The organism is Butyrivibrio sp. TB, assembly GCF_900110805.1.
GTDB classification, from domain to species: domain Bacteria; phylum Bacillota; class Clostridia; order Lachnospirales; family Lachnospiraceae; genus Butyrivibrio; species Butyrivibrio fibrisolvens_C.
In genome coordinates this window covers 203,295-227,836 of the sequence record NZ_FOER01000002.1, presented here as the reverse complement: position 1 = coordinate 227,836, position 24,542 = coordinate 203,295, and the positions used below count along the sequence as shown (strand labels likewise).

General features: G+C 41.4%; 14 protein-coding genes, 1 pseudogene and 1 other annotated feature. Of the genes and pseudogenes, 2 read left to right on the top strand and 13 right to left on the bottom strand.

Going from position 1 to position 24,542, the window contains the following annotated elements:
- Nucleotides 1-140: 140 nt before the first annotated feature.
- On the top strand, nucleotides 141-875 hold the full coding sequence (locus tag BMX21_RS02290) for a lysophospholipid acyltransferase family protein (RefSeq protein ID WP_092040848.1): 735 nt from the start codon (nucleotides 141-143) through the stop codon (nucleotides 873-875).
- A 336-nt stretch (nucleotides 876-1,211) separates the two neighbouring features.
- Here BMX21_RS02290 and BMX21_RS02285 read toward each other — a convergent pair whose 3' ends face one another.
- The 5 genes and pseudogenes from BMX21_RS02285 to BMX21_RS20000 form a co-directional block, all read right to left on the bottom strand.
- Nucleotides 1,212-2,795 (bottom strand): glycoside hydrolase family 9 protein, encoded by a 1,584-nt coding sequence (locus BMX21_RS02285; protein WP_092040844.1) that lies wholly within the window; start codon nucleotides 2,793-2,795, stop codon nucleotides 1,212-1,214.
- A gap of 118 nt (nucleotides 2,796-2,913) precedes the next feature.
- Nucleotides 2,914-5,208: a hydratase gene (locus BMX21_RS02280; RefSeq protein ID WP_092040840.1), complete on the bottom strand. Its 2,295-nt coding sequence runs from the start codon at nucleotides 5,206-5,208 to the stop codon at nucleotides 2,914-2,916.
- Between the two features lie 336 nt (nucleotides 5,209-5,544).
- Nucleotides 5,545-8,025, bottom strand: a complete 2,481-nt coding sequence (locus BMX21_RS02275; protein ID WP_022753722.1) for a glycogen/starch/alpha-glucan phosphorylase — start codon at nucleotides 8,023-8,025, stop codon at nucleotides 5,545-5,547.
- A 146-nt stretch (nucleotides 8,026-8,171) separates the two neighbouring features.
- A complete protein-coding gene (locus BMX21_RS02270) occupies nucleotides 8,172-9,560 on the bottom strand; it encodes an SGNH/GDSL hydrolase family protein (protein WP_092040837.1) in 1,389 nt (462 codons plus the stop codon).
- 165 nt (nucleotides 9,561-9,725) lie between these two features.
- Nucleotides 9,726-9,881, bottom strand: a pseudogene (locus BMX21_RS20000) (transposase); the annotation flags it as partial.
- 253 nt (nucleotides 9,882-10,134) lie between these two features.
- Here BMX21_RS20000 and BMX21_RS02260 point away from each other — a divergent pair.
- The gene (locus BMX21_RS02260) at nucleotides 10,135-11,274 is read left to right on the top strand and encodes an RNA-guided endonuclease TnpB family protein (RefSeq protein ID WP_092040834.1); all 1,140 of its coding nucleotides are present in this window, start codon (nucleotides 10,135-10,137) and stop codon (nucleotides 11,272-11,274) included.
- A 193-nt stretch (nucleotides 11,275-11,467) separates the two neighbouring features.
- Here the strand turns inward: BMX21_RS02260 and pgeF are convergent, their stop codons facing one another.
- The 8 genes from pgeF to BMX21_RS02220 form a co-directional block, all read right to left on the bottom strand.
- Nucleotides 11,468-12,352 carry a peptidoglycan editing factor PgeF gene (pgeF, locus tag BMX21_RS02255; RefSeq protein ID WP_092040831.1) on the bottom strand — a complete coding sequence of 295 codons (885 nt, stop codon included), beginning with the start codon at nucleotides 12,350-12,352 and terminating at the stop codon, nucleotides 11,468-11,470.
- Nucleotides 12,353-12,549: 197 nt separating this feature from the next.
- Complete coding sequence (ileS, locus tag BMX21_RS02250; RefSeq protein WP_092040827.1) at nucleotides 12,550-15,771, bottom strand: isoleucine--tRNA ligase; 3,222 nt, start codon at nucleotides 15,769-15,771, stop codon at nucleotides 12,550-12,552.
- A 47-nt stretch (nucleotides 15,772-15,818) separates the two neighbouring features.
- Nucleotides 15,819-16,060: a binding site (T-box leader), on the bottom strand.
- 71 nt (nucleotides 16,061-16,131) lie between these two features.
- Nucleotides 16,132-17,760 carry a zinc ribbon domain-containing protein gene (locus tag BMX21_RS02245; RefSeq protein WP_092040823.1) on the bottom strand — a complete coding sequence of 543 codons (1,629 nt, stop codon included), beginning with the start codon at nucleotides 17,758-17,760 and terminating at the stop codon, nucleotides 16,132-16,134.
- A 266-nt stretch (nucleotides 17,761-18,026) separates the two neighbouring features.
- Nucleotides 18,027-19,556: a glycosyl hydrolase family 28 protein gene (locus BMX21_RS02240; protein ID WP_092040819.1), complete on the bottom strand. Its 1,530-nt coding sequence runs from the start codon at nucleotides 19,554-19,556 to the stop codon at nucleotides 18,027-18,029.
- Nucleotides 19,557-19,589: 33 nt separating this feature from the next.
- Nucleotides 19,590-20,510, bottom strand: coding sequence for an alpha/beta hydrolase (locus tag BMX21_RS02235; protein WP_092040816.1), 921 nt, complete (start codon nucleotides 20,508-20,510; stop codon nucleotides 19,590-19,592).
- A gap of 201 nt (nucleotides 20,511-20,711) precedes the next feature.
- A complete protein-coding gene (locus BMX21_RS02230) occupies nucleotides 20,712-21,344 on the bottom strand; it encodes an L-rhamnose mutarotase (RefSeq protein ID WP_092040813.1) in 633 nt (210 codons plus the stop codon).
- A gap of 109 nt (nucleotides 21,345-21,453) precedes the next feature.
- Entirely contained in the window at nucleotides 21,454-23,382 is a 1,929-nt protein-coding gene (locus BMX21_RS02225; protein WP_092040809.1) for a 1,3-beta-galactosyl-N-acetylhexosamine phosphorylase N-terminal domain-containing protein, read from the bottom strand.
- Between the two features lie 68 nt (nucleotides 23,383-23,450).
- Entirely contained in the window at nucleotides 23,451-24,506 is a 1,056-nt protein-coding gene (locus BMX21_RS02220) for a glycoside hydrolase family 88 protein (RefSeq protein WP_022755980.1), read from the bottom strand.
- Nucleotides 24,507-24,542 lie beyond the last annotated feature (36 nt).

Sequence of the window (24,542 nt, the reverse complement as noted above, 5' to 3'; positions counted from 1 at the left end):
GGTATTATCATCGTCCCAAAAGGATTTGACCTACAATATACATCTAAATTATAATAAATCTGCATCTGTGGTTTTGTCCAATATATATTGCAAAACCACTTAATTATTACTAATTCAAACTCGCAGCACAAGGAGACAAAATGATAAGATTCATTCTTACTGCAATATTTTTACTTGTATTTTTTATAGTATCAATTCCGCTCTATATCATCGAACTTATAATAGGTCTTATTAATAAAGATCTATCAAGGAGAAGTTCACTTGCTATCGTATCCTGGGCATTTAGAGTTGTTGCTTTTCTATCCGGTGTCAAGCTCACTGTTAAGGGCGAAGAGAATGTACCCAAGGACGAAGCAGTTCTTTATATCGGTAACCACTTAAGCTACTTCGACGTAGTGCTTACCTATTGCAGAGTTCCAAGACCTACAGGCTATATAGCCAAGAAGGAATTCTTAAAAGTTCCATTCCTATCCTGGTGGATGCTCTTCCTCGACTGCCTCTTTATGGATAGAAGCGATGTTAAGCAGAGCGCTCAGATCATCTTCTCAGCAATTGATAAGATCAAAAGCGGCATCTCCATCTGCATATATCCGGAAGGCACCAGAAACAAGGACGAAGTTACAATTCAGGAATTCCACAAAGGAAGCTTCAAACCAGCTCAGCGTACCGACTGTCCTATCGTTCCTATGGTTATAACTCATACGCGTGACATATTCGAAAATCACCTTCCATTTCTTAAATCACAGCATGTTGTTCTTGAATATCTTCCACCGGTTCGTTTCAGCGAACTGTCCAAGGAAGACCAGAAGCAGGTTCATGAATATTTCAGGAACATGATGCAGGAAGCTTATACCAGAAATCTTAACGAGAACTAAAAAATAAGGACATCGCTTTTACAGGCGGTGTCCTTTTTAATAGCTAGCACATGATTAGTGTGATCCCCTTAGGATTTGCAGACGGTGGACATTTATAAATAGTTTTCGCATCTTTGAGAGTTTTATAATAATTCAAGAGCATAATAGATGGAGATTTATATTCTTCTTATGGTCCGCATGTCTGAGCGAAGCGAGTTTCGGACCATAGAATATAAAGCTACAGCTATTGTGCCTTGAATTATATAAAACTATCAAGATGTGAAAACTATTTATAAATGTCCACCGCCTGCAAATCCTAAGGGGATCTCACTGATCATGTTGGACTCTATATAAGCTCTACATTATCGCACTAAGCAGTATCAGGAACTCGGCATCCAGGATGGGATCGTACAGAATCCCTGTTTTGGTGCCGTTTTCTTTGTAGGTATATTCTGTGGTATCTGTAGCCAGATTGGCTCCGGAAGGCCCCCTTCCAAGGAGAAAGTGTGCATGGTTTTCTATTATCTCAACATACTCCTGACTGTATATTATATGGTTGGTCACTGTAAGGCAGCGCATATTGCGAAGGATCGTCGTGATATCATCATAACTTCCTGTAGATATCATATAATCTGATTTCTTGGATGCAACACTTATGGTCTCAGCCTCGCCTATCAGCGCTCCCATTATCTTAGAACACACATCTCTGTTAACAGGCTGAGTAGTCTTAAGATAGCATATGCCTCCCATGAAGATACAGTCATTCATGATAAAATCTGATTCGAATGAGCTACTCTTAAAATATGTCGAAAGACAATTCTCATAAGTCTTGTCCCCTGTCAATCTGTAAAGCTGCGCAGCTGCAAGAAACGAAGCATCATAACTTCCCAAAGCTCCCATTGACGATGCTGCTTCATAAGCCTTCTTGGAAGCATCAAGACACTTTTTGGAAAAATCAGGATCGATATCCCCATAAACATAACTGCACCAGCCAAGGGTTGCTGCAAAGCTGATAGTAGCCTGAGGCGTAACATCTGTTACTATAACCTGGGCCATAGACAGGTTCTGTCCTGCTTTGGCATTGGTCAGAGCAGATGCATATACTCCTCCTGTACTCTTATCCTGCATCTTCAAAAGCCAGTCAGCCTCATATCTTATCTCATCAAGGACATCCGGAACATCATCCCCGCTTTCTGGAATCCCGCAATCTTTAGTAAATACCTCAGGATTCATCTCATACGAAAGCAGAAGGTTATCTATTATAAGGCATCCCGTCTCAACGTCTCTGTCCGCATTAGAATCAAGGTGCCATCCGCCTGTTATATCAAGGGTTTTAGAACTGTCACTTTTATAAGTTGCAAGATCAGAGTGGCATATACCTCTGGCATCGTCACCTGCGTATTCCTGCGTCAGCGCAACACCGCACCTGTTAAGGTAGTACTGCCTCAGCGCACTTTCATACAGCATGTCATATACACCATCTCCTATGGAAAAAGAGCAGGAGTCCCCCAGTCCTTCTGCGTAGATATAATAGTCACCATCTGTCTGATAGTCTGTAAACGTGCCGCTTCCAATGCATTCGCCTGTATCACCGGCCTTATCCAAAGACCATGTGATTGAAGCTGTAAAAACGACAGCATCATCCGCTGTTTTTCTGATCTCAAATGTTGATGGAAGCTTAGAAGTATCTAAATCTTTGTTTATAAAAAGAACTGTCTTGGAAGCTCCCGTTCTATAGCCGTTTTGATCGGTCAGAATTTTAGGAGATATGCTCTCAAGAGCTATAGCCGTAGAAAGGGCCGGATCCGGCGTAGTAAGCGAATCCTCTTGTATAGTATCTGTGATGGGATTGATAGAAGGCGCAGATTCTGCGCACCCTGAAACGAGTAAAACACAGGTCAATAGCAAAGTACTGGTAGCTCTTATCTTATGTGATAGCATAACGAAAGAAGTCCCCCAATTTCAGTAGATTGATATATAGAAATGCATAAAGCCATAATGCCAGCCGTATAGAGCCTGGCATTATGACTTTAAAACCTATGATGTTACTTATATTATATTACTGTCTGTTGAAATTGATAAGACATCCATCAAGAATGATCTGTCTTTCATGATCTGTAAGATCACCAAGAGTCATAGTAAACTCTTTGGTCTGGTCACCACTTACAGCTACCGCTTTGATAGTATCAACCTTGTCCTCAACTTCTTTTCTTATATCAGGAAGGAAGATATAATCAAGGTTCTTAAATGGAAGGTCGCCCTTATCGATTATAAGCGGAAGCATACCCCAGTTAATGAGGTTGGAACGATAACGCTTAGTAGCATATTCATTGGCTACATTAGCCCATCCTCCAAGAACCTTCTGGCAGGAAGCTGCCTGCTCACGGGCTGATCCATCGCCCGGCTTAACTGCAAAAATAGTTGAACCAAATCCAACGCTTTCAACATCTAGTGTGATATCTGCACCGGACTTTTTGATAGTTTCTACCACATTTTCAAGTTCCGGTACTGCCTTGAAAGGATCATCTCCTGCAACAAGGGCTGTCTCAGCTTTCTGGATCTCCTTGGCACGACCTACATACTCAGGATCTTTTCTTGAAAGAGTAAACTCTGCAAGTCCCTGAGGATTAGATCTGTAAGATGATGTCTCACCGGAAGGTATAAGCTCATCAGTTGTTGTAACAGGATCATGGATCTCAGATACAACCTTAAGTACAAGATCCTTGGGAAGTGCCTCCATCTTAGGCCAGTCCTTGATGTTAGGTCCGAACTGAATCTGAGCATCTGGATCAGCAACGCCGTGTGAATCAAATACTCTGTTCTTATAAATATTGGCATCAAAGTGATATGTATACTGATTGTATTCTCCATCAAACTCAGTTGCAGGTGTAAGGAAGCCCTTATTGGCAGCTGTAGCTGCGATAGATCTTGCATCCATAAGTGCAACTGAAGATATCTGTCCGTTCTGAACCTTGGAACCTTCTCTGTTAGGGAAGTTACGTGTTGAGTGACGGATAGAGAATGCATTGTTGGCAGGTGTATCTCCTGCGCCAAAGCATGGTCCACAGAAGGCTGTCTTAAGGACTGTTCCTGTCTCAAGGAGTGAAGCTGCAACGCCGTTTTTGAGAAGTTCCATATAAATAGGTGTAGATGCAGGATATACAGACATAGTGAACTTATCAGCTCCTATGTAGCGGCCCTTCATGATATCAGCTGCGGCGCAGATATTCTCAAATCCGCCGCCGGCGCAGCCTGCGATGATACCCTGATCTACAAGGAACTTGCCATCTACTATCTTGTCCTTAAGAGAGTACTCTATCTTATCTCCAAATGAAACCTTGGCTCTTTCTTCTGTCTCATGGAGCATCTGCTCAAGGTTAGCATTTACAAAATCAATCTCATATGCCATAGAAGGATGGAAAGGCATAGCGATCATAGGTCTTATAGTGCTAAGATCCACCTTAACTACGCCGTCATAATATGCTACGTCAGAAGGTGAGAGCTTCTTATAGTCTTCTTTTCTTCCATGGATCTCATAGAAGGACTCTATCTCATCATCAGTCTGCCAGATAGATGAAAGACAGGTGGTCTCTGTAGTCATAACATCAACGCCTATACGGAAGTCTGCAGAAAGGCTTGCAACGCCGGGACCTACGAACTCCATAACCTTGTTCTTGACATATCCTGACTTGAATACTTCACCTATAATAGCAAGAGCTACGTCCTGAGGTCCTACGCCCTTAACAGGCTCTCCTGTCATATAGATAGCTATAACGCCCGGCATCTTGATATCATAAGTCTGAGACAGAAGCTGCTTAACAAGCTCCGGTCCGCCTTCTCCCATAGCCATGGTTCCAAGAGCGCCGTATCTTGTATGAGAATCAGATCCAAGGATCATACCACCACCTGTAGCAAGAACCTCTCTTGCAAACTGATGGATTACAGCCTGGTGAGGTGGAACATACATTCCGCCGTATTTCTTGGCTGCAGTAAGACCGAACATATGATCATCTTCATTGATAGTTCCACCTACTGCGCACAGAGAGTTATGGCAGTTGGTCAGAACATAAGGAATCGGGAACTTGGTAAGACCTGACGCACGTGCTGTCTGGATGATACCAACATATGTAATGTCATGGGAAGTGAGTTTATCGAATTTGATCTGAAGATCGTCCATATTGCCCGATGTGTTGTGGGCTTTGAGAATGCTATAGGCTATAGTACCCTTTTTAGCTTCTTCCTTATCCGGGGTCTTGCCTGTTTTAGCTGCTACGGCCTCTAAAGCTTCTGCGCTGTCTTCTATAAGATCTGTGCCGTTTACAAGATAAGCGCCTGTTTTTGTAGTAGTTATCATCTGAACCTCCTGCCAATAATATAAGGAACATATAATCACTTAATGACATCACCGTATCATAAACCTTTGTTCTTATACTTGATAAAAAAATCATAGCCGGCTATATGCGTAATTATAAAAGAAACATTAAAGAAATTATATAATTCCAAGTTGTGATATACGTGTATACAATCTTACTTTTATAAATATACAATTTTATCTATATATAATCAAGTTACTAAATTAATATCCCTAATGTAGCGATTTTATGTAAAAAATCCCCTCCGCAAACGCGAAGGGGAAACTAATTCATATAGATCAGGTTGTAAATGCCTAAACTTACTATGCCATAATCACTTAGATCTTGATCTTATCCAGATGCCATATATCCTTAACATACTCTTCTATAGTCCTGTCTGATGAGAACTTGCCGCAGCATGCTGTCTGAAGCATAGCCATCTTGGCCCAGCCGGCCTTGTCCTCATAAGCCTTTCTGACCTTTGCCTGAGCCTCGGCATAGGAATGGAAGTCTTTAAGGATAAAATAAGTGTCTGCCTTACTTGTATCCTTAGTATTAAGAAGAGAGTTCCAAAGTGGTCTGAACAGTTCCTTGTCCTTACTGAAGGTTCCGTCGATGAGATGGTCCACTGTCTTTTTTATAACAGCATCGCTATTATAGATGCTCATAGGATCATAGTCATTTTTTCTCTCATGCTCTATGACTTCATCAGATGACATACCGAAGATGAAGGCATTGTCCTTGCCAACTTCTCCTACTATCTCTACGTTAGCTCCGTCCATGGTGCCGATGGTAACAGCACCGTTAAGCATCATCTTCATGTTACCTGTTCCGGACGCTTCACGGCTTGCGGTAGATATCTGCTCTGATACATCTGCTGCCGCAAAGATAAGCTCAGCATTGGATACCCTGTAATCTTCTATGAAGACAACCTTGATACGGCCGTTAACATCAGGATCATTATTAACTACATCTGCTACTGAATTGATGAGCTTAATTGTAAGCTTTGCAATCCTGTATCCTGCCGCAGCTTTAGCACCAAAGATAAAGGTCTCCTTAGGCATATCGAACTTAGGATCTGACTTGATCTTGTCATACAGGTATATTACATGGAGTATATTAAGGAGCTGCCTTTTATACTCATGAAGTCTTTTTACCTGGCAGTCATAGATAGAATCAGGATCGATCTGGATGCCGTTATGCTGCAGGATATATTTGGCAAGTCTTTCTTTATTCTTTTTCTTGATAGCCATGAATTCCTTGCCGGCCTTAGCTGTAGCAGCAGTCTTCTTAAGTCCCTTTAATACTGTAAGATCTGTTATCCAGCCGTCTCCAACCTTCTTGGTACACCAGTCTGCAAGAAGAGGATTAGCATGCATCAGGAATCTTCTCTGAGTGATACCATTGGTCTTATTGTTGAACTTCTCTGGCATCATCTCATAGAAATCCTTAAGTTCTCTCTTTTCAAGGATCTCTGTATGAAGTTTGGCGACACCGTTAACTGAGTGGCTTCCAACTATTGCAAGATGAGCCATACGTACCTGATTATCATAGAGGATAGCCATCTTACGAAGCTTCTCGTCAACACTTGCATTATGATCGTTTGAATATCTGTTTACTATTTCTATATTAAATCTTCTATTGATCTCCTCAACTATCTGATATATACGAGGAAGAAGTCTCTGGAACAAATCCTGAGGCCACTTCTCAAGAGCTTCTGCCATGATAGTATGGTTGGTATAACAGCAGGTCTTGGTAGTAACATCCCATGCTTCATCCCATTCAAGATAATAGTCATCCATAAGAACTCTCATGAGCTCAGCTACAGCAACTGTAGGATGAGTATCATTGAGCTGGAATACATTCTTCTCGTAGAACTTTTTGATGTCATCATGATTCTTAAGGTATTTCTGAACAGCAGTCTGAACAGATGCAGATATAAAGAAATACTGCTGTTTGAGTCTTAGCTCTTTGCCCGCTATATGATTGTCATTGGGATACAATACTTCACATATCTGCTTGGCAAGGTTCTCCTGCTCTACAGCCTTCTGATAATCACCCTTATCAAAAGAGTCAAGCTGGAAATTGTTAATAGGCTCAGCATCCCAGATACGCAGAGTATCTACAACACCATTGCCATAGCCAAGAACAGGAAGGTCATAAGGAACAGCTCTTACAGCCTGATAATCCTCCTGCTTGAACATAGTCCTTCCGTTCTCATCCTGATACATTCTGACATATCCGCCGAACTTTATCTCCTTGGCATATTCCTGACGGCGAAGTTCAAATGGATTGCCGTTAACAAGCCAGTCATCGGGCTTTTCAACCTGATATCCGTCATGTATCTCCTGACGGAACATACCGTATTTGTAACGGATTCCGCATCCGTATGCCACATAATTAAGAGATGCAAGTGAATCAAGGAAGCATGCAGCAAGTCTTCCAAGACCTCCGTTACCAAGGGCAGGATCCGGTTCCTGATCCTCTATGAGGTTTAGATCAACGCCAAGTTCATCCATAACCTCTCCTACGCCCTCATATGCACGAAGGTTTATGAGGTTATTGCCAAATGCTCGCCCCATCAGGAATTCCATAGACATATAATACACGATCTTGGGATCCTGCTCTTCCATGGCTTTCTGCGTGTCCATCCACTGATCGATGATCTGATCCTTGATGGCAAGGCTTGCCGCCTGATATATCTGTTGGGGAGTTGCTTCTTCGAGAGTTCTTCTGTAGAGAGTTTTGATATTATATAAAACGCTACGCTTGAATAATTCTTTGTCAAAAGATTCTCTGGTCTTAGTAGTCTTAGCCATATGTATACCTCCAAAAAGTAAACAATACAAGTAGAATACTTAAGCCGCGGATGCTGATAGCGACATACATATATATATAGATAATACAGATTATAGTACAAATTACATATATATTGTACTTTATTTTTGTTAAAAATAGCAAATTCTTAGTTGTAAGAAGCAGTATCCTCACTTCCTGTAGTATATTCCAGAACGATCGGATCCTGAGTATAGGTCATCTTCTTATCAGAATAAGCTATACCAAGGATTGTAAATTTCTTGTCCTTGTCTTCTTCAGCCATCCTGATTTCCAGCTTATGCTTGGCCACTTCCTGTGAATCATAAACAAGTTCAATATAGCTGTTATTCCAGGCGTCTGACTTGTATCCATCAAGGACAGCCACAAGTTCGCCATCTACATAGATTTCTGCTTTACCATATTCATCACTGATTGATCTCTTATAATCAAAGAGAATATTCTTGCAGGTAACTTCTAATACAAATGGCTCATTACTACTTACATCATGCGACCAGTTATAAGGGAATGTAACTTCACCGTTTCTAACGAGAGCATGAACCTGAGTATCAGTCTGTGAGAAGCTCCCCTTTGTAACCTTGGCACCATTTGAATCCTTGCTGCTTACAAGCTTCATATTAAGGAAGTCAGGTGAATAGAAGTATGTGGCAGGTACAGGAGCTATAGACTTTGTTGCAGTTCCTGCTGCGACAGCGTCATCAACTTCATTCACAAGATTCATCAGTGTATCAGCCATGATCTTATGACCAAGGGCTGTCGGATGATAATCATCACTAAAGTATAATTCATTATTAAGATACCCTGCTTCAAAGGCTGCTGCAGTACCGTCCTTAACACTTACCATAGGTGTTCCATACAGATTACCAACTGGTTTGTAGAGATCTTCCGTATTCCACCTTGACTTAAATACAGCAAACATCTGCACTACTGCAGTCTCATCATCTGTTTCAAGGATCTGTCTTATAAGGCTTTCATATGCACGGCCGTTTGTAGGATCCTCCTGGTCATTGACCGAAAATTCTACAACTACAAGATCAGGAGTCTTGGAGCACTTTTTAGTAACGTCCCTGTCATATCTTAGGGCTCCGATAGCAGAGGATGTCCCGCCTACTCCGGCATTGACATACTCTATCTTGGCTTTAGGATATTTCTCTCCAAGAGAAGCTATAAACTGATCACCATAAGACTGGGCAGGATCAAGGACTCCGCCGCCCTCTGTTACAGAGCCGCCTATAAATGCTATAGTAACTTTTTTGCCCTTTTGAAGTTTTCTTATGAAGTTTTCAAATCTTCCATTGGTACCTGTCGAAAGAGTTCCTGCCTTAAGAGCTTCTATGTACCACTCTTCTTCGTAGAGGCTGGTATTATAAAATACAGTAGCCTCATAATCTATAGATGCTGGGCCTGCCGCATTACCATTATGAGGTACAGATCCTGCATAAGCTTTCTGCATGCCAAAACTAGACATACATACTACCATGTTAAGCACGAGCAGCAAGTTTATTATTCTTTTTTTCATATATCACCTTCTATTAGTTTGAGGTATGGCTGAACGTAGCCAAACGCACATACCAACAATTATATCGGATATATTATATATTTCATAAATAAAATCCTTTCGGTTGTCGTAGGCGGAAACCCACTGCCCTTGGGCGGTGGGAGGAGCCTTGTAAATTCGTAGCTATTAACCTTGGTTCTCGATATATTTTTGTATAGTTGTTGAGGATACTTCGCCTATACTGCAAGCAAAATAACCATCTGACCAAAATATCTTATGCTTCCAGTAACACTTAAATAAAAAGTTTGGATATTTCTGCCATAGATAGTGTGTGGTCTGTTGCGATGATTATATCTGTTGTCCATAGGATGTATTTACGGCAAAGCTTCGATTTTTACAGCGACTCCATTATTGGTGTCGTAATCATCTACTATTAGCATTCTGTTATCAATTTCAACGTCATAGCCTGCATCTTGCAAAGCTTTGATTATTTTGTATTTAATTTGGTTTTCCTTGTAAAATCGCCTTACAAATAATTGATTTTCACTAATAAATATTGTATTATATATTTAGTGAAATAACAATGAGGTACACTATGGAACAGATGACAGTTACAGCTAAAATTCAGATTTCTGTTAATGCAGACAGTAAGGTTTTTCTTGATGAAACCATGTCTGTTTATTCTGATGCCTGTAATTATGTATCTGACTATGTGTTCCGCACTCACGACCTAAAGCAGTTCTCACTTAACAAGGCTTTGTACTCTACACTCCGAGAAATGTTTGGACTCAAATCTCAGATGGCTCAGTCCGTATTTAAGACTGTCATTGCAAGATATAAGACCATCCTCGAAAATCAGAAAGAGTGGATTCAGCCATCCTTCAAAAAACCACAGTATGACCTTGTTTGGAACAGAGATTATTCCCTTACACAAAACTGCTTTTCAGTAAATACACTGAATGGACGTGTTAAGTTGCCCTATTTCGCTGAAGGCATGGCAAAATACTTTGATCACGACATCTATAAGTTTGGAACTGCTAAGCTTGTAAATAAGCATGGTAAGTATTTTTTGCATATCCCCGTAACCTACGATGTCGAAGAAAGTAATGTTTCTGACATTTGTAATGTCGTTGGTATTGACAGAGGTATAAACTTTGTCGTTGCTACTTATGACAGTAAGCACAAGTCTGGATTTGTAAGCGGTAAAGCCATCAAGCAGAAACGTGCTCACTATTCTAAGCTTCGTAAAGAACTCCAAATGTGTCAGACACCATCTTCAAGACGTAGATTAAAAGCTATCGGTCAGCGAGAAAACCGTTGGATGCAGGATGTTAACCACCAGGTATCAAAGGCACTCGCCACCTCCAACCCGAAGCATACGCTTTTTGTTCTTGAAGATTTGTCAGGCGTTCGTAATGCTACAGAGCGTGTCAGAACCAAAGACCGCTACGTTTCCGTATCGTGGTCTTTCTATGACCTTGAACAGAAACTTATCTACAAAGCTAAACAGAATCAGTCTACTGTTATTAAGGTTGACCCTCGTTATACGAGTCAGTGCTGTCCTGTATGTGGACACATTGAAAAAGCCAATCGTGATAAGAAATTGCATCTGTTTACTTGTAAGAACTGTGGCTATAAATCAAACGATGACCGCATTGGAGCTATGAATCTGTACCGCATGGGAATCAACTATCTTGAAGATAGTCAAGTACCTGATACAGTTACGGCAGAGTAAATCTTTGTCGTAAGGGGCGGTGTCAACCGTCCCATGATGCGACCCCACGGAAGTTACACCGACAAAATGTAGGAGTTATTGCAACGAACTACAGGGGAGTCGCAAGCCACGTACCTTTAGGTGCGTGGTAGTTGACTTAGGTAGCATAATATTTTAACTCAACCTTTGCACTTGCTCACGGCGTGTTAAATTTTTATTTCAAAACCAGAAATGCCGCAAGATTCCCACGCTTCTCTCCGGCAGTTCTGTGAGAGAAGAGGTAATCAGGATTGCAGTGGGTACAGATGTCTGTAATCTCGATATTCTCAGTTTTAACTCCGGCTTCAATCAAAGTAAGCCTTATTGCTTCCCACAAATTAAGCTGATATTTGCCGCCTGATTTTCTATAGACGATATACCCTGCGCTATCGCCATCTGGTATATACTCCGGCACGTCTTTTATACCAAATTCATCTATGAATTTATCAGCAACGTCGCTACTTACTTCATAGCAGTCTACGCATATGGAAGGACCTACAGCGCAGATAATGTCTGAAGGATTGCTTCCATATTCTTTGGTCATAGCTTCTACAGTGCTCCTACCTATACGGCTGACTGTTCCCTTCCATCCGGAGTGAGACAGTCCTATAGCCCTCTTGACAGGATCTACGAAATATATGGGAGGGCAATCTGCATGGAAGGTTGTAAGTATGATACCCGGGATATTCGTGATCATACCGTCTACATCTACATAGTCCCTTTCTTTGATCACTCCTTTGCCCATATCATCAGCTGTAATGACCCTGACATTACTTGTATGTGTCTGAAAAGTTGTAACGAAATGTTCAAGACTTCTTCCATATCCCAGTATCTGAGCCATGCGCCTGTAATTCTCTTCCACATCTTCTCTAACATCGCCTCTTGTAAAGCTATAATTAGCTTCACCAAAATATCCCTTAGAAGCTCCGCCTATCCTGGTACTGAACGCATGGCTTACTATCCCGGTAGCTGTTATAGACGGGAATGTGAGATATTCCATTTCGTTTTCATGTTTATTTTGTTGTACTACTTGGGTAGTACCTTTTCTGACTATATTCATTCTATTTTTCCTTTATTACCTCCTTACTTGTAACTACTTTATCACAATATCTTTATATTACGAAAGCTATACCTTACGGCACCTCATTTATCAAAAAAATGATAGCTTTAGTATAACTTTTCTCTTTTTAGTAAAAGATGTTATATCCTAAAGCTATCATTATAATCAATATCTAAATCATTTAATTGTCAATGACATCAGACCTTCTTAACACCAATCTTGCAGCTTTCGCCGTTGATATCCCAATCCTTGGCACTATCAAGATCCTGATCATAGGAAAGTGAATCAGCAAGTACCTTGGTTGAAAGAGCAACTTCGTCAGCCTTAACAGCTGCAGCTACCTTCTCAGATCCTGTAAGAGATACTACGATTCTGTCCATAACTTCGAATCCTGAATCCTTACGCATTGTCTGGATCTTAGAGATAACTTCTGCTACGAGACCTTCGTTTACAAGTTCCTCTGTAAGGTTAGTATCAAGGACTACTGTAATACCCCAGTCTTCCTGGCTCATGAAGCCTTCCTTCTGAGTCATGTCAATAAGGAGATCTTCCTTGGTAAGCTCTACAGCTTCACCTGAAACTTCAAACTTAATAGATCCTTCTGCATTAAGTGTATCCATAGCAGCATTGCCATCAAGCTCAGCAAGATACTGCTTGATACCACCAAGCATCTTACCATACTTAGGACCTACTGTCTTGAGCTGTGGCTTGAATGTGTAGCTTGTGAAGTCACGTACATCATCTGTAAATGTAACAGACTTAACATTGAGCTCGTCTCTTACGATATCCTGATAGAAATCACTAAGAGTCTTACCTTCTGCCTTATCATTCTTGACATACATCTGTCCGAGAGGCTGACGGTTCTTCATGTTGCAGGCGTTTCTGCAAGCACGGCCGAGTACTACTATATCAAGAACCTCTTCCATATCCTCTTCAAGCTGCTTATCAACATACTCTGCATTAACTACAGGATAGTCGCACAGGTGGATTGACTCAGGTGCATCCTTGAAGTTCTCTCTGACAAGATTCTGATAGATCTCTTCTGTCATGAAAGGAACCATAGGAGCTGCTGCCTTACAGATCTCAACAAGACATGTATAAAGTGTCATATATGCAGAGATCTTGTCCTGTTCCATGCCCTTAGCCCAGAAACGCTCACGGCTACGGCGAACATACCAGTTGGACAGATCGTCAACGAACTTGTCCAGAGCCTTAGCTGCTTCAGGGATCTTATAATTCTCAAGGTTCTTGTCAGCTTCTGCAATTGTTGAATACAGACGTGACAGGATCCACTTATCCATTACTGTAAGCTTATCTTTCTCAAGCTTGTAGTTAGAAGCATCAAATCCATCAATATTAGCATACAGTACGAAGAATGCATATGTGTTCCAAAGTGTTCCAAGGAACTTACGCTGTCCTTCCTGAACTGCCTTGCCATAGAATCTTGAAGGAAGCCATGGTGCTGAGTTTGTATAGAAGTACCATCTGATAGCATCTGCGCCATACTGATTAAGTGCTTCCATAGGATCTACAGCATTGCCCTTGGACTTACTCATCTTCTGTCCGTTCTCATCCTGTACAAGACCCAGAACGATAACGTTCTTAAATGCAGGCTTATTGAAAAGAAGAGTAGCCTCTGCATGAAGTGAATAGAACCATCCACGAGTCTGGTCTACTGCTTCGGAGATGAACTGTGCAGGGAACTGTTTTTCAAAAAGCTCCTTGTTCTCAAAAGGATAGTGAAGCTCAGCATATGGAGCAGCACCTGAATCGAACCAGCAGTCGATAACTTCAGGAACACGCTTCATAGAGCCGCCGCATTCTGAACACTTGATAAGATACTTATCAACATAAGGACGATGAAGCTCAGATGTAAGAGCTGACTCGTCTCCTGAAAGCTCAGCAAGCTCCTTCTTAGAACCTACGGCGATCTTCTTGCCACAGTCAGGGCATTCCCAGATGTTAAGAGGAGTTCCCCAATATCTGTCACGAGATACAGCCCAGTCCTGAATGTTCTCAAGCCACTTACCGAATCTACCTTCACCGATTGACTCAGGGATCCAGTTGATCTCTTTATTATTTCTTACAAGGTCATCCTTGATATCTGTAACTTTGATAAACCATGACTCACGAGCATAGTAGATAAGAGGAGTATCACATCTCCAGCAGTGAGGATAGTCATGCTCAGCTTTAGGTGATGAGAAGAGGATTCCTCTTTCTGCAAGATCCTTAAGTACTTCAGGATCTGCTGATACAGCACCCTGCTCTACTTCCTTAGCTGTAGGCTTGCAGCGCATACCTGCAAACTTGCCTGTCTCAGGCTTAAGACGACCGCTTGCATCTACCATCTGTACAAATGGAGCATCATACTTACGACCAACTCTGGCATCATCATCACCAAATGCAGGAGCGATATGTACGATACCAGTACCATCTTCCATAGTTACATAGTTATCGCAATACACGAAGAATGCCTTCTTGTGCTGCTTGTCTGCTTCTGCCTTAGCACACTCATAGAGAGGCTCATATTCCTTGTACTCAAGGTCTTTGCCCTTATAGGTTTCAAGGACTTCATAAGCTGGCTTTCCATCAGGATTAACCTTCTCATCCTTAGCAAGAGATCCTATAACCTTATCAAGAAGAGCTGATGCCATGTAATATGTATTGCCATCTACGCACTTAACCTTAGCGTACTCTTCATCAGGGTTCACACACAGACCGATATTAGATGGAAGTGTCCATGGTGTTGTTGTCCATGCAAGGAAATATGCATCTTCATTTGCAACCTTGAAGCGAACAACAGCTGTGCGATCCTTGATAACCTTATATCCCTGAGCAACCTCGTGAGATGAAAGAGGTGTTCCGCATGAAGGACAGTAAGGAACAACCTTGAATCCCTTATAAAGAAGACCCTTGTTCCAGATCTCTTTAAGAGCCCACCACTCAGACTCGATATAATCATCATAATATGTTACATACGGGTTATCCATGTCAGCCCAGAATCCGACTTTGCCGGAGAACTGCTCCCACATTCCCTTGTATTTCCATACAGACTCTTTACACTTCTTGATGAAAGGCTCGATACCATACTCTTCGATCTGGTCCTTGCCTTCGATACCTATCTCCTTCTCAACTTCAAGCTCAACCGGAAGACCATGAGTATCCCAGCCCGCTTTACGAGGAACCTGATATCCTTTCATAGTTCTGTAACGAGGGATCATATCCTTGATGGCACGTGTCAGAACGTGTCCGATATGAGGCTTACCATTAGCTGTTGGGGGGCCATCATAGAACATGTAGATCTCGTTTCCGTCTTTACCTGAAACACTCTTATTAAAGATGTCATTGTCTTTCCAGAAATCAACAACCTGTGCTTCACGTTCTACGAAGTTCATGCTGTTATCAACCTTCTTATACATCTGCTTGCTCCTTCTTTCTTGATAAAAAAATAAGCTCTCGTCCCTGTAAAAAGGACGAGAGCATTAAAATCTCGTTGTACCACCTGTTTACACATACGCGCCGCGTTAAAAAACACAGTTGAATATGGCTCTTAATAACGGTAAGATACCGGCTCGGCCTACTGATATAACCTTCAGCCTCGCAGCTTGGAAGTGATTTTCACAAATTGCCTACTCGATCTGCCTTGCACCAACCGGCAGCTCTCTGAATCTTTGAGCGAATCGCTACTGTCTTCGTCATAGCTTTTAATATTCATTTGCAATTACTATAAAACCATATGACATAAATTGTCAAGGGCTTAAGTGATACTGTAGTAAAGATTACTCTTCGCTTGCCTCTTCAGAAGCTGAATCAGACTCTTCTTCTGAAGTTTCCTCTGTATCTGTTGTTTCTTCTGTATCTGTTGTCTCTTCTGTATCAGTGCTCTCTTCATCTGTAGAAGTCTCTGTTGTAGAAGAGTCGCTTGTAGAAGAATCGCTTGATCCATTCTCACCTGCAAGAACCCAGCTGAAGTTGTAGTCTGAAGAGTAGTAAGACTGATCATCTTCAATATCAGTTGTAGTCTCATATCCATACATTCCATAAATACGATAACCATCTTTGAAAGAATGTGAGAGATAATTGTAGTTATAGAAGTTTATGTTAAGCTTCTCAGTAACAACGTTTCCGTCACCGTCAAGTACGATATCCTCAACCTCAGCTACCTGATAATAAGAATACTCTTCGCTCTTATACTTGAATGTAATTTTGTATGTAAGGAATGCATCGAAATCATAATAGCTGTCTTTCTTAGGCTCACCAACATACATTCCATAATACTCAACATTAGAAACTGTAACATCATCTGTTACTGAAGTTCCAATGTCATCTGTAGTGAACATGCTGTCCTGATCTTCAACCTCTGTTTTAAGCTGGCTAAGAATATCTTCTGTAATCTGATCCTTAGTTGTAACAGCTACCTGAAGTCCTTCTACTGTGAAGTCCTTAGTGATCTGAGTAGGCATAGCACCATAGTTCTCTACAAAGTCTGCAATGTACTCTTCGTCAGACTGAGTTTCATCATATTTGATTGTGATAGTGATCACATCTCCATTAGAAAGATCCTGAAGCTGATCATAATCATAATCAAAGAAATAGTCATTAGAATTGTAATACTCATTATTAACATTAGCATCATCAAGTGATGCGTATGCATCAGGAGCTGTACCATAATATGTGATCTCAAGACCTTCGAAAGGATCGAATGTAGGAACTTCCTCAAGACCCTTTACGCTAAATGACATACCGTCTGTTGTTGTCTTGATGTTGAGATCTTCTAAAAGGGCATCAGCATCATATTTGAACTTAACAGTAACCTTATCACCGTTAGTAAGCTTCTCTGTCTTATCAAGAGATACAGCTTTGTCAAGGTACTCAGCGATGAGCTTCTTAGAGCTCTCGTCCTTCATATCCTTGTCATCGCCGTGGTACTTGATCTTGTCGCCATAGTCTTTTTTGAACTTTTTTTCATCAAAATCAACAGTAGCTGTACCAAGTGTGTCATAACCGTCGAATGAAACCTTTACATATTCGTTAAGGTCTACTTCGATAGGACGAGACTTAAGGTAGAATACTACTCCACCTACAGCAGCTACTACTAAAACAAGAAGGATGATGATAGGAATAAGGATCTTCTTAACACCCTTTCCACCCTTTTTGCCATCGTTTACAGAAGCTGCCGGATCAGGTACTCCTGCATAGATGTTCTCAGACTGCTGGAAATTAGCATTCTGGAACTGTGCGCCGTCTGCCGGCTGTCCAAAATTGTTCTGGAAATTATCCTGAGCACCGTTCTGCGCAAATTCATTTGCTGCAGGAGCCTGGCTTTCAGGAAGAATTACTTTGGTTCCGCATTCGCTACAAAAGAGAGTACCCTCTTGTATCTCTGCGCCGCAATTAGTGCATTTCATAAAAATTCCCTCCCTAAAATGCTACGTTAAATAGTTTATACTCTGTAATAAAAAGTTACTGAATATCCTTGTTATCCACAGACGCTTGACATTATATCATAGTAATATAATATTGAAAACCCGTCATTTTGACGTTTCATCGTACAAAAATGGCGTTCTGTCAGAATTCAGCCCTTGTATATTTTTCTGAAATGACAGTACAACTTTTTTCACCCCGCCATGCAAATTACATAGACGGTCAATAGTTCATATGCAAAGTCTGTCAATCATTCAAAACTTATATTCTCAAAACTGATGCCCTTGCAGTGCTGCATGCAGATCGACTGAACCTTACGGTCTTCTATCACTATATCCTTGAATTTAAGATTCTTGATCTCATATCCCTCTTCATCGAATCCATACAGTTCTATTGCAGGTGATTCCTTGATACCGCCACCTTCAAAATCATGCTGATCTGTATAATGTCCCTGAATGTATACTCTTTCGAATAAGCAGTTTTCAAAAACAGGAGGATGAGGTGATACCCTCTCTCCATCATCATTGTAGAGTACAGAATGCATAAGAATTCTAGAAGTATGGCAGTCTGATACATGAATATCTCTTACATATGCGCCTCTTTTCTTAGTACCCTTGATCTCAATTCCGCACCATGAATCTGACAGGTCGCAGTCCCATATCCTGACATCAGATACGCCGCCGCTCATCTCAGAACCTATACATATGCCGTGTCCCATCTTGGATACGCAGTCAAATACTCTGATATGCTCCGAGGGACGATTCACTATATTACCCTCAGGATTTTTGCCGGATTTTATGGCAACGCCGTCATCCCCTGTATTAAATACAGTAGCAAAAAGCGTGCAGTTAGTAGATGAGTCAGGATCCCAGCCATCCCCATTCCACACGCCATATGAATTAATAGTAACATGATCTGTGACTATATCATCGCAATATATCATGTGCACATTCCAGCATGCACCATCACTTAAGGTCACTCCTGTGATTCTTACATTAGAACAGTTACTAAGATTTATAAGACGCGGACGTACTCTTCCCTGAATAGTATGATCTGTCTCATATTCCTTGATCTTATCTCCAAGAGATTCAAGATATTCTTTCTGTTTATGAGTTTCATCTTCTATAATGGCCATTCCCAGTATCTGACCACCGGATCGTATCTCGCCCTTACCTCTTATGAGGATATTACTACAGTTAGGCCCGCTGTTATGATCGAGCTCTCCGGCATTTAGAAGTGATGAATAGCTCATATTCTCAATTCCTTCGAACCTGCTTTTTATCATAGGAAGATAGTCATGAAAGTCTGCTGTTCCATGGAGTATAGCACCCTCATCAAGATATATCTCCATATCCGAATGAAGATGCAGTGCCCCAGTCATATAATCCCCTTTTGGGAAAAAGATCTGATCGCCTTTACCACAGTCATCGAAAGCCTTCTGGATCACTGCTGTATTCATGGTCTTACCATCGCCAACGGCATTGTATGGAGCTTTGGTAACATCAATTCTTCGTTTGGTCTTAAGTGTTCTGACTTTAGCTATAGAGGTTTTTGCTTTGTTTTCTTCATTTGCTGTGTCTACTATATTGCTATCCGCCAATAAAGCTTTAACTTCAACATGGTATTCTGTATCAGGTTCTAAATCCTCCCATGTATAATGAGTCTTAGCAGTATTAGAAGTCTCCCCATTTATACTGACTTCGTATTCAGAGACGTTCACACCCTCCTTATCCCACCATATGGTTATATCACTATCTGTAACCAGACTATGCAATTCCATATCACCTTTATCCTCTCTACTTATTTTATGTTTTCAGTGGAGTCCGCGTATCCATGTAGCTGCCATGGATACCCATGCCGATGTCGAGGGCACGTATTCCTTGGCTGCCTGGAAATTGATATTGCCGCCATCATTTATAGCACTTTCCGGCATCGCCGATATAGTCCTCTCATCTCCAAGTGAAAGTCCATGTCCTCCCTTACGGAAGAGATGATATTCTACGGGGATATTTTCCCTCATCAAAGCCTCTACAAGAAGCACCGAGTTCATAGGGTGAACACTACCATCTTCTGCAGTTCCCCAGATAAATGCAGGTGGGACATCCTTATTAACATGTTTCTCCAAAGATATATCATCAAGCATCTGCCTGTACCTATCTTCTGATTCATAATCTGCTGCAGTCCCTATGAGATTTTCAATAGATCCAGTGTGTGCATATTCACCGGATGTGATAACAGGATAGCCCAGCATCATTCCGTTTGGGCGAAGCTCTTCTACATCAACATGCTTATCTTCCTTGGCCATACTATGAGCTATATCATATTCAAGCTGTTGCCTTACAAAGTCTTCCGACCATCTCTCGCAATAATTACATACAAGGTGACCACCTGCAGAGAATCCTACTGTATATATAGCATCAGGATCTATCTTGAACTCCTTAGCATGTCTTCTAAGATACAGATGAGCTCTTCCAAGCTGTATCAGAGCATCAGGATATCTTGCAGGTGCACATGAATAGCGAAGAACCGCTGCATTATATCCCATAGCCAGAAACTGCATAGCTACAGGATCTGCCTCTCTGTCTGAAGTATAAGCATATGCCCCGCCGGGACATACTATTACCATAGGTCTTACTCTCCAGGCAAAATTGTCGCTAAGATCCTGCAAGTGAATATGCAGTATAGCCTCCATTCCATGCTTTGTTCCACCAACTGCTGTAAATATTGTTTTCATTTTTTAACCTCATGTCGCGAGCAAAGCGAGTGACTAATGGTTCAAATTGATGGAGCTCGCGTCATCAATTTGGGTTTGAAAATGGAACATTTTCAAACTTAACCTCATGTCGCGAGCAAAGCGAGTGACTAATGGTTCAAATTGGTGGAGCTCGCGACACCAATTTGGTTTTGAAAGTGGAACACTTTCAAACTTATTCCTTCATTTATATGCGATTCTCTTAACATGGCTGTGATGCATATCCGTGATCCAGTCTACATCATCTGTTATCCATTCCATGATATCCAGCATATGCTTTTCCCATCTAATTGTAGACTCCTTTTCATCTGCTGTCATCTCATGTTCCATAGAGGTATCTATCTCGTCATAGCCAAATATGAAGTCGCCTGCGTTCCATATTGAAAAATTGGAATCAGGGCCTTTTGTAACACTAGTTCTGGCACTTGCAAGTTCATCATGGCGGCGCTTGTATTCTGCTGTATCTCCTTTTAACAGGTGAGTCATAAAGACCCTGTGCCTTATCATGGATTTATCTTCTCTTACAATGCCAAAATCTTCATACATAAGAGCCATGCCTTTTTCAAAATCACTCTTCCACTTAATAAGATCTTCTAAGGTATCAAGCACAGGCCCCAGGATTTTCAAAGTTGAAGGCTCTTTGTCACCAGACTCATAATACCCAAAGAAAAAAGTATCACAGTTCCATAGACTAAAATTAGTTACTCCGCTTTCTTTAATTTCTGCGCGCACGCTGTCCCAGTTACTTCCAAATATTTTAAGGAAGTCTCCAACCTTGCCTTCTTTGATCTCAAAAGAAAAACTATGTCTTTCCATACCCGCCTCCTATTATTTTAATGAAAAAAAGCCAGCCTCAAGCGTGGATTTTCTTAAATCGTTTACTACATATACCACTGCCGGGCTGGCTATTAAAACTTTAACTTCATCAAGAAAGCTCATGTATCTGTGTTTCAAAAGGCTTTAAAGCCACATGGATATCGCCATCACTTGTCTTAATACTGGTTTCGGCATCCCTGTCAGTCTCATTCATTACTACAAGTCTCTTAGCATTTGGATAGTATGCGCATTCTGTATCTGCAGTATCTGTAAGATACAGAGCTTTTCCAAGATCTCCCTTGGCATAGAGCATGAGATTTAGAAGAAGTCTTGTATTTTCATTATTTACCTGGAAACTTGAAAGGTAGATGCCTTTTCCTTTACCAAAATCATGTATTGATATAGTGGGAAGTCCGCCTTCGCCTGCCCATCTGAATATAAGTGATATCACTCTGTCATCTTCCCAGTTGTCACCACCGCTCCAGGCATCTCCGGCCCGACCTGCATTGATAAGGATATCAACATCATCTAAAGCTCCATCAATAACATCATCAAAGTTTATAAACTTAACATCCACAGGAAGCCCCGCTAAGGCCTCATTGATATGGATAAGGTCATGCATATATGTCTCATGGAAATGTCCTGACAAAGTCCAGCTGCGAAGATGTCCCCAGCTATGAAGCACAGCAACCTTGTAGGGAAGAGTATAAGGTTTTCCCTCTGCATGGAAAGACTTTATAAGTCTGAATTCATCTGCAACCTTCTCTATGTAATCATTAAACTCAGGCTGATCTTCTACAAGATGCAGGTACCCTCCAAGACCTATCCTGTCTACAGGTTCACGTAGAAGTGCACGCCTTACCCTGTTCCAGTACACTGCAGCATCCCTTGCAGGATCACCGCCTTCTGAGAATGTAGGTGCTCCGCCAAGACCTGTCGGGAAAAGATATGGATGCAGGCGAAGCTCATGAGTATTAGCCTTAGCTCCTGCACAAAGTCTTGCCTCATATCCGTTAAAGACACACTTGATAAGTCCGTCAAATCCGAATTCTTCAAATCTCTTAGAATAGGGCTCAACTCCTATCCAGCTGTCATCATAGAAGACGTAGGCTTTTTTGCCATAAGAGTGAACCAGGTCTACGAGTTTTTTGCCATAAGATACTACAAACTGATTGGTAAAATCCATGTAATCGAGAAGCTTTTTTGTAGGTGGCATATGAGTCGGGTGATTGCTGCCCTTATTGATAAAATCTTCTGATGTAAGTTCATATCCATACTGCTTCTTGAACTGCTCAAGTGCAAGAGGACTTACAGTGAAGTCATAGCTGCCCCAGTCAGTATAGAGGTTTCTGTTTCTTTCATCAGATCCCCAGATCCATACAAAGTTATAGAACATAGAGGTGAAACGGACTACATTGGTAAGCGGATGCTCTTTGCACCAGTTGTCCATCCACTTGTAGAGGTATTCCTGCGCTTCATCAGATCTTGGGTCAACAGGTATAAGATGCTCTGATGTCCAGTTATTGGTCACATGATTGTACATGTTGATCTCTTCCCACTTACGATATGCAAGGAAGTTAACTGTATATTCATGAAAAGGCTCTGTAGTCTTGATCACCACATGATCAAGCTCCTTCTCATAATTCCACAACCGCTTTGGGACTTCCATATTCGTAGTCCTGTCAAAAACCTGCCACAGCTCTACAGATTCCTTACTCTGGTTGACTTCAAACTGCTGTGTAAAATAGCCGTCAAGAAGATGTATTGACAGAAAATCACCCTCGGCGATCTTGGGCATACTCTGCAAAAAAGTCTGCTGCATGTTGGATGGATGTTTTCTGATCCAGTCGTTATGGTCTCTTATGATACAAACTGTAGAATATATGTCATATCCTGCTTCTAATATTTCCGGGGACAGCTGCGTTCCATCACTGTCTCTTATAACATCTGCTCCCCATTTTTCTGCCATCTTAAGAGTAAGATCTTCGTATCCGGATTCACCCGGTAATGTAAAACTCCCCTTCAGCTTATTGGTCATAACTATCTATCCTCGTCGTTTTATGATGATAAGTCTCTCCCTTGCAGCAGAAACTTCCGGTTTTAAGATCAAAGTGCTCCGTCGCTTCTAAGATTGCCGTATTCAAGAAGGCCTGCCAGAAATGCAAGTGCCAGTCCCTGCCCCCAGCCCTGCATCCAATCGCGGCTTATATTCCTATATCCATCCCTGTCTTTCATCACAGCTGTTCCACCGGACACATTCATAACACGGCCCTGAGGTGATATGTTTGCAAGTATACCTTTGATCGATTTATTTATATATTTGATATGAAGTGGATTACCTTTAGAAAGCATTGCTGCAGCTATTCCGGCAGATGCTGATATCTCTTCATATGACTCAGGATCATCCAAGATAGTACGCCATAGACCGTTCTCAGTCTGAACCGTTTTAAGAGCTGATAACTGTTCATTGAGTGATCCTACTATGTCCAGAAACTGCGGATACAGATATGCTTCCGGAAGGATATGACCTACCTGCGACATAGTAAATGCAGCCCAGGCATTGGCCCTTCCCCAATAGAATCCTGACATATGATCCTTGGTGATATTGTTATATCCGTGATAATAAAAGCCTGTATCCTTGTCCTGCAGATACTTTATATGCCAGTAGTACTGATTCAGCGCATCATTTATAAGATCTTCATCCTTTTCATGAACTCCGACTCTTAATAAGAAAAAAGCTGCCATGAAAAGAGTATCTGCCCAGCACTGCTCCGGGAAATCATTATTGGCTGATACTGTATGCTGAAGAACATTATCACCAAATCTAAGAGCTTCATTTTCGAGATAATCTACCTTACTCATTACGATGTCCCAGTATCTCTTATCACCTGTCGCATCGTATAACGTTATAAGGCAGTGTCCCATAGCACAGGTATTGACTGTCCATACCTTAGGAAGTCCAAGCTCATCTACATATTCATCTATTCTGTCTTTTAATACATCAAGATATTCTTTTTTCTTAGTAACTTCATAGGCTTTGGCAATTCCGTAATATGCTACTCCGCAAGGCCAGTCCCATGTAAGGTCCATGCTCATTGTTTTGTCAACTATATGATCGATCGTATCCTCTACGATCTTTTGGTCGAATTCAAGTGATGTCATCATTCTCCTCTCAGGTAGTAATACCGCTATATGTAA

Bases quoted from the DNA above. Each gene is read 5' to 3' on its own strand.
- BMX21_RS02270 (WP_092040837.1), bottom strand. From the start codon at position 9,560: ATGAAAAAAAGAATAATAAACTTGCTGCTCGTGCTTAACATGGTAGTA.
- BMX21_RS02290 (WP_092040848.1), top strand. From the start codon at position 141: ATGATAAGATTCATTCTTACTGCAATATTTTTACTTGTATTTTTTATA.
- pgeF (WP_092040831.1), bottom strand. From the start codon at position 12,352: ATGAATATAGTCAGAAAAGGTACTACCCAAGTAGTACAACAAAATAAA.
- ileS (WP_092040827.1), bottom strand. From the start codon at position 15,771: ATGTATAAGAAGGTTGATAACAGCATGAACTTCGTAGAACGTGAAGCA.
- BMX21_RS02235 (WP_092040816.1), bottom strand. From the start codon at position 20,510: ATGAAAACAATATTTACAGCAGTTGGTGGAACAAAGCATGGAATGGAG.
- BMX21_RS02275 (WP_022753722.1), bottom strand. From the start codon at position 8,025: ATGGCTAAGACTACTAAGACCAGAGAATCTTTTGACAAAGAATTATTC.
- BMX21_RS02280 (WP_092040840.1), bottom strand. From the start codon at position 5,208: ATGATAACTACTACAAAAACAGGCGCTTATCTTGTAAACGGCACAGAT.
- BMX21_RS02240 (WP_092040819.1), bottom strand. From the start codon at position 19,556: ATGGAATTGCATAGTCTGGTTACAGATAGTGATATAACCATATGGTGG.
- BMX21_RS02230 (WP_092040813.1), bottom strand. From the start codon at position 21,344: ATGGAAAGACATAGTTTTTCTTTTGAGATCAAAGAAGGCAAGGTTGGA.
- BMX21_RS02245 (WP_092040823.1), bottom strand. From the start codon at position 17,760: ATGAAATGCACTAATTGCGGCGCAGAGATACAAGAGGGTACTCTCTTT.
- BMX21_RS02225 (WP_092040809.1), bottom strand. From the start codon at position 23,382: ATGACCAATAAGCTGAAGGGGAGTTTTACATTACCGGGTGAATCCGGA.
- BMX21_RS02285 (WP_092040844.1), bottom strand. From the start codon at position 2,795: ATGCTATCACATAAGATAAGAGCTACCAGTACTTTGCTATTGACCTGT.
- BMX21_RS02260 (WP_092040834.1), top strand. From the start codon at position 10,135: ATGGAACAGATGACAGTTACAGCTAAAATTCAGATTTCTGTTAATGCA.
- BMX21_RS02220 (WP_022755980.1), bottom strand. From the start codon at position 24,506: ATGACATCACTTGAATTCGACCAAAAGATCGTAGAGGATACGATCGAT.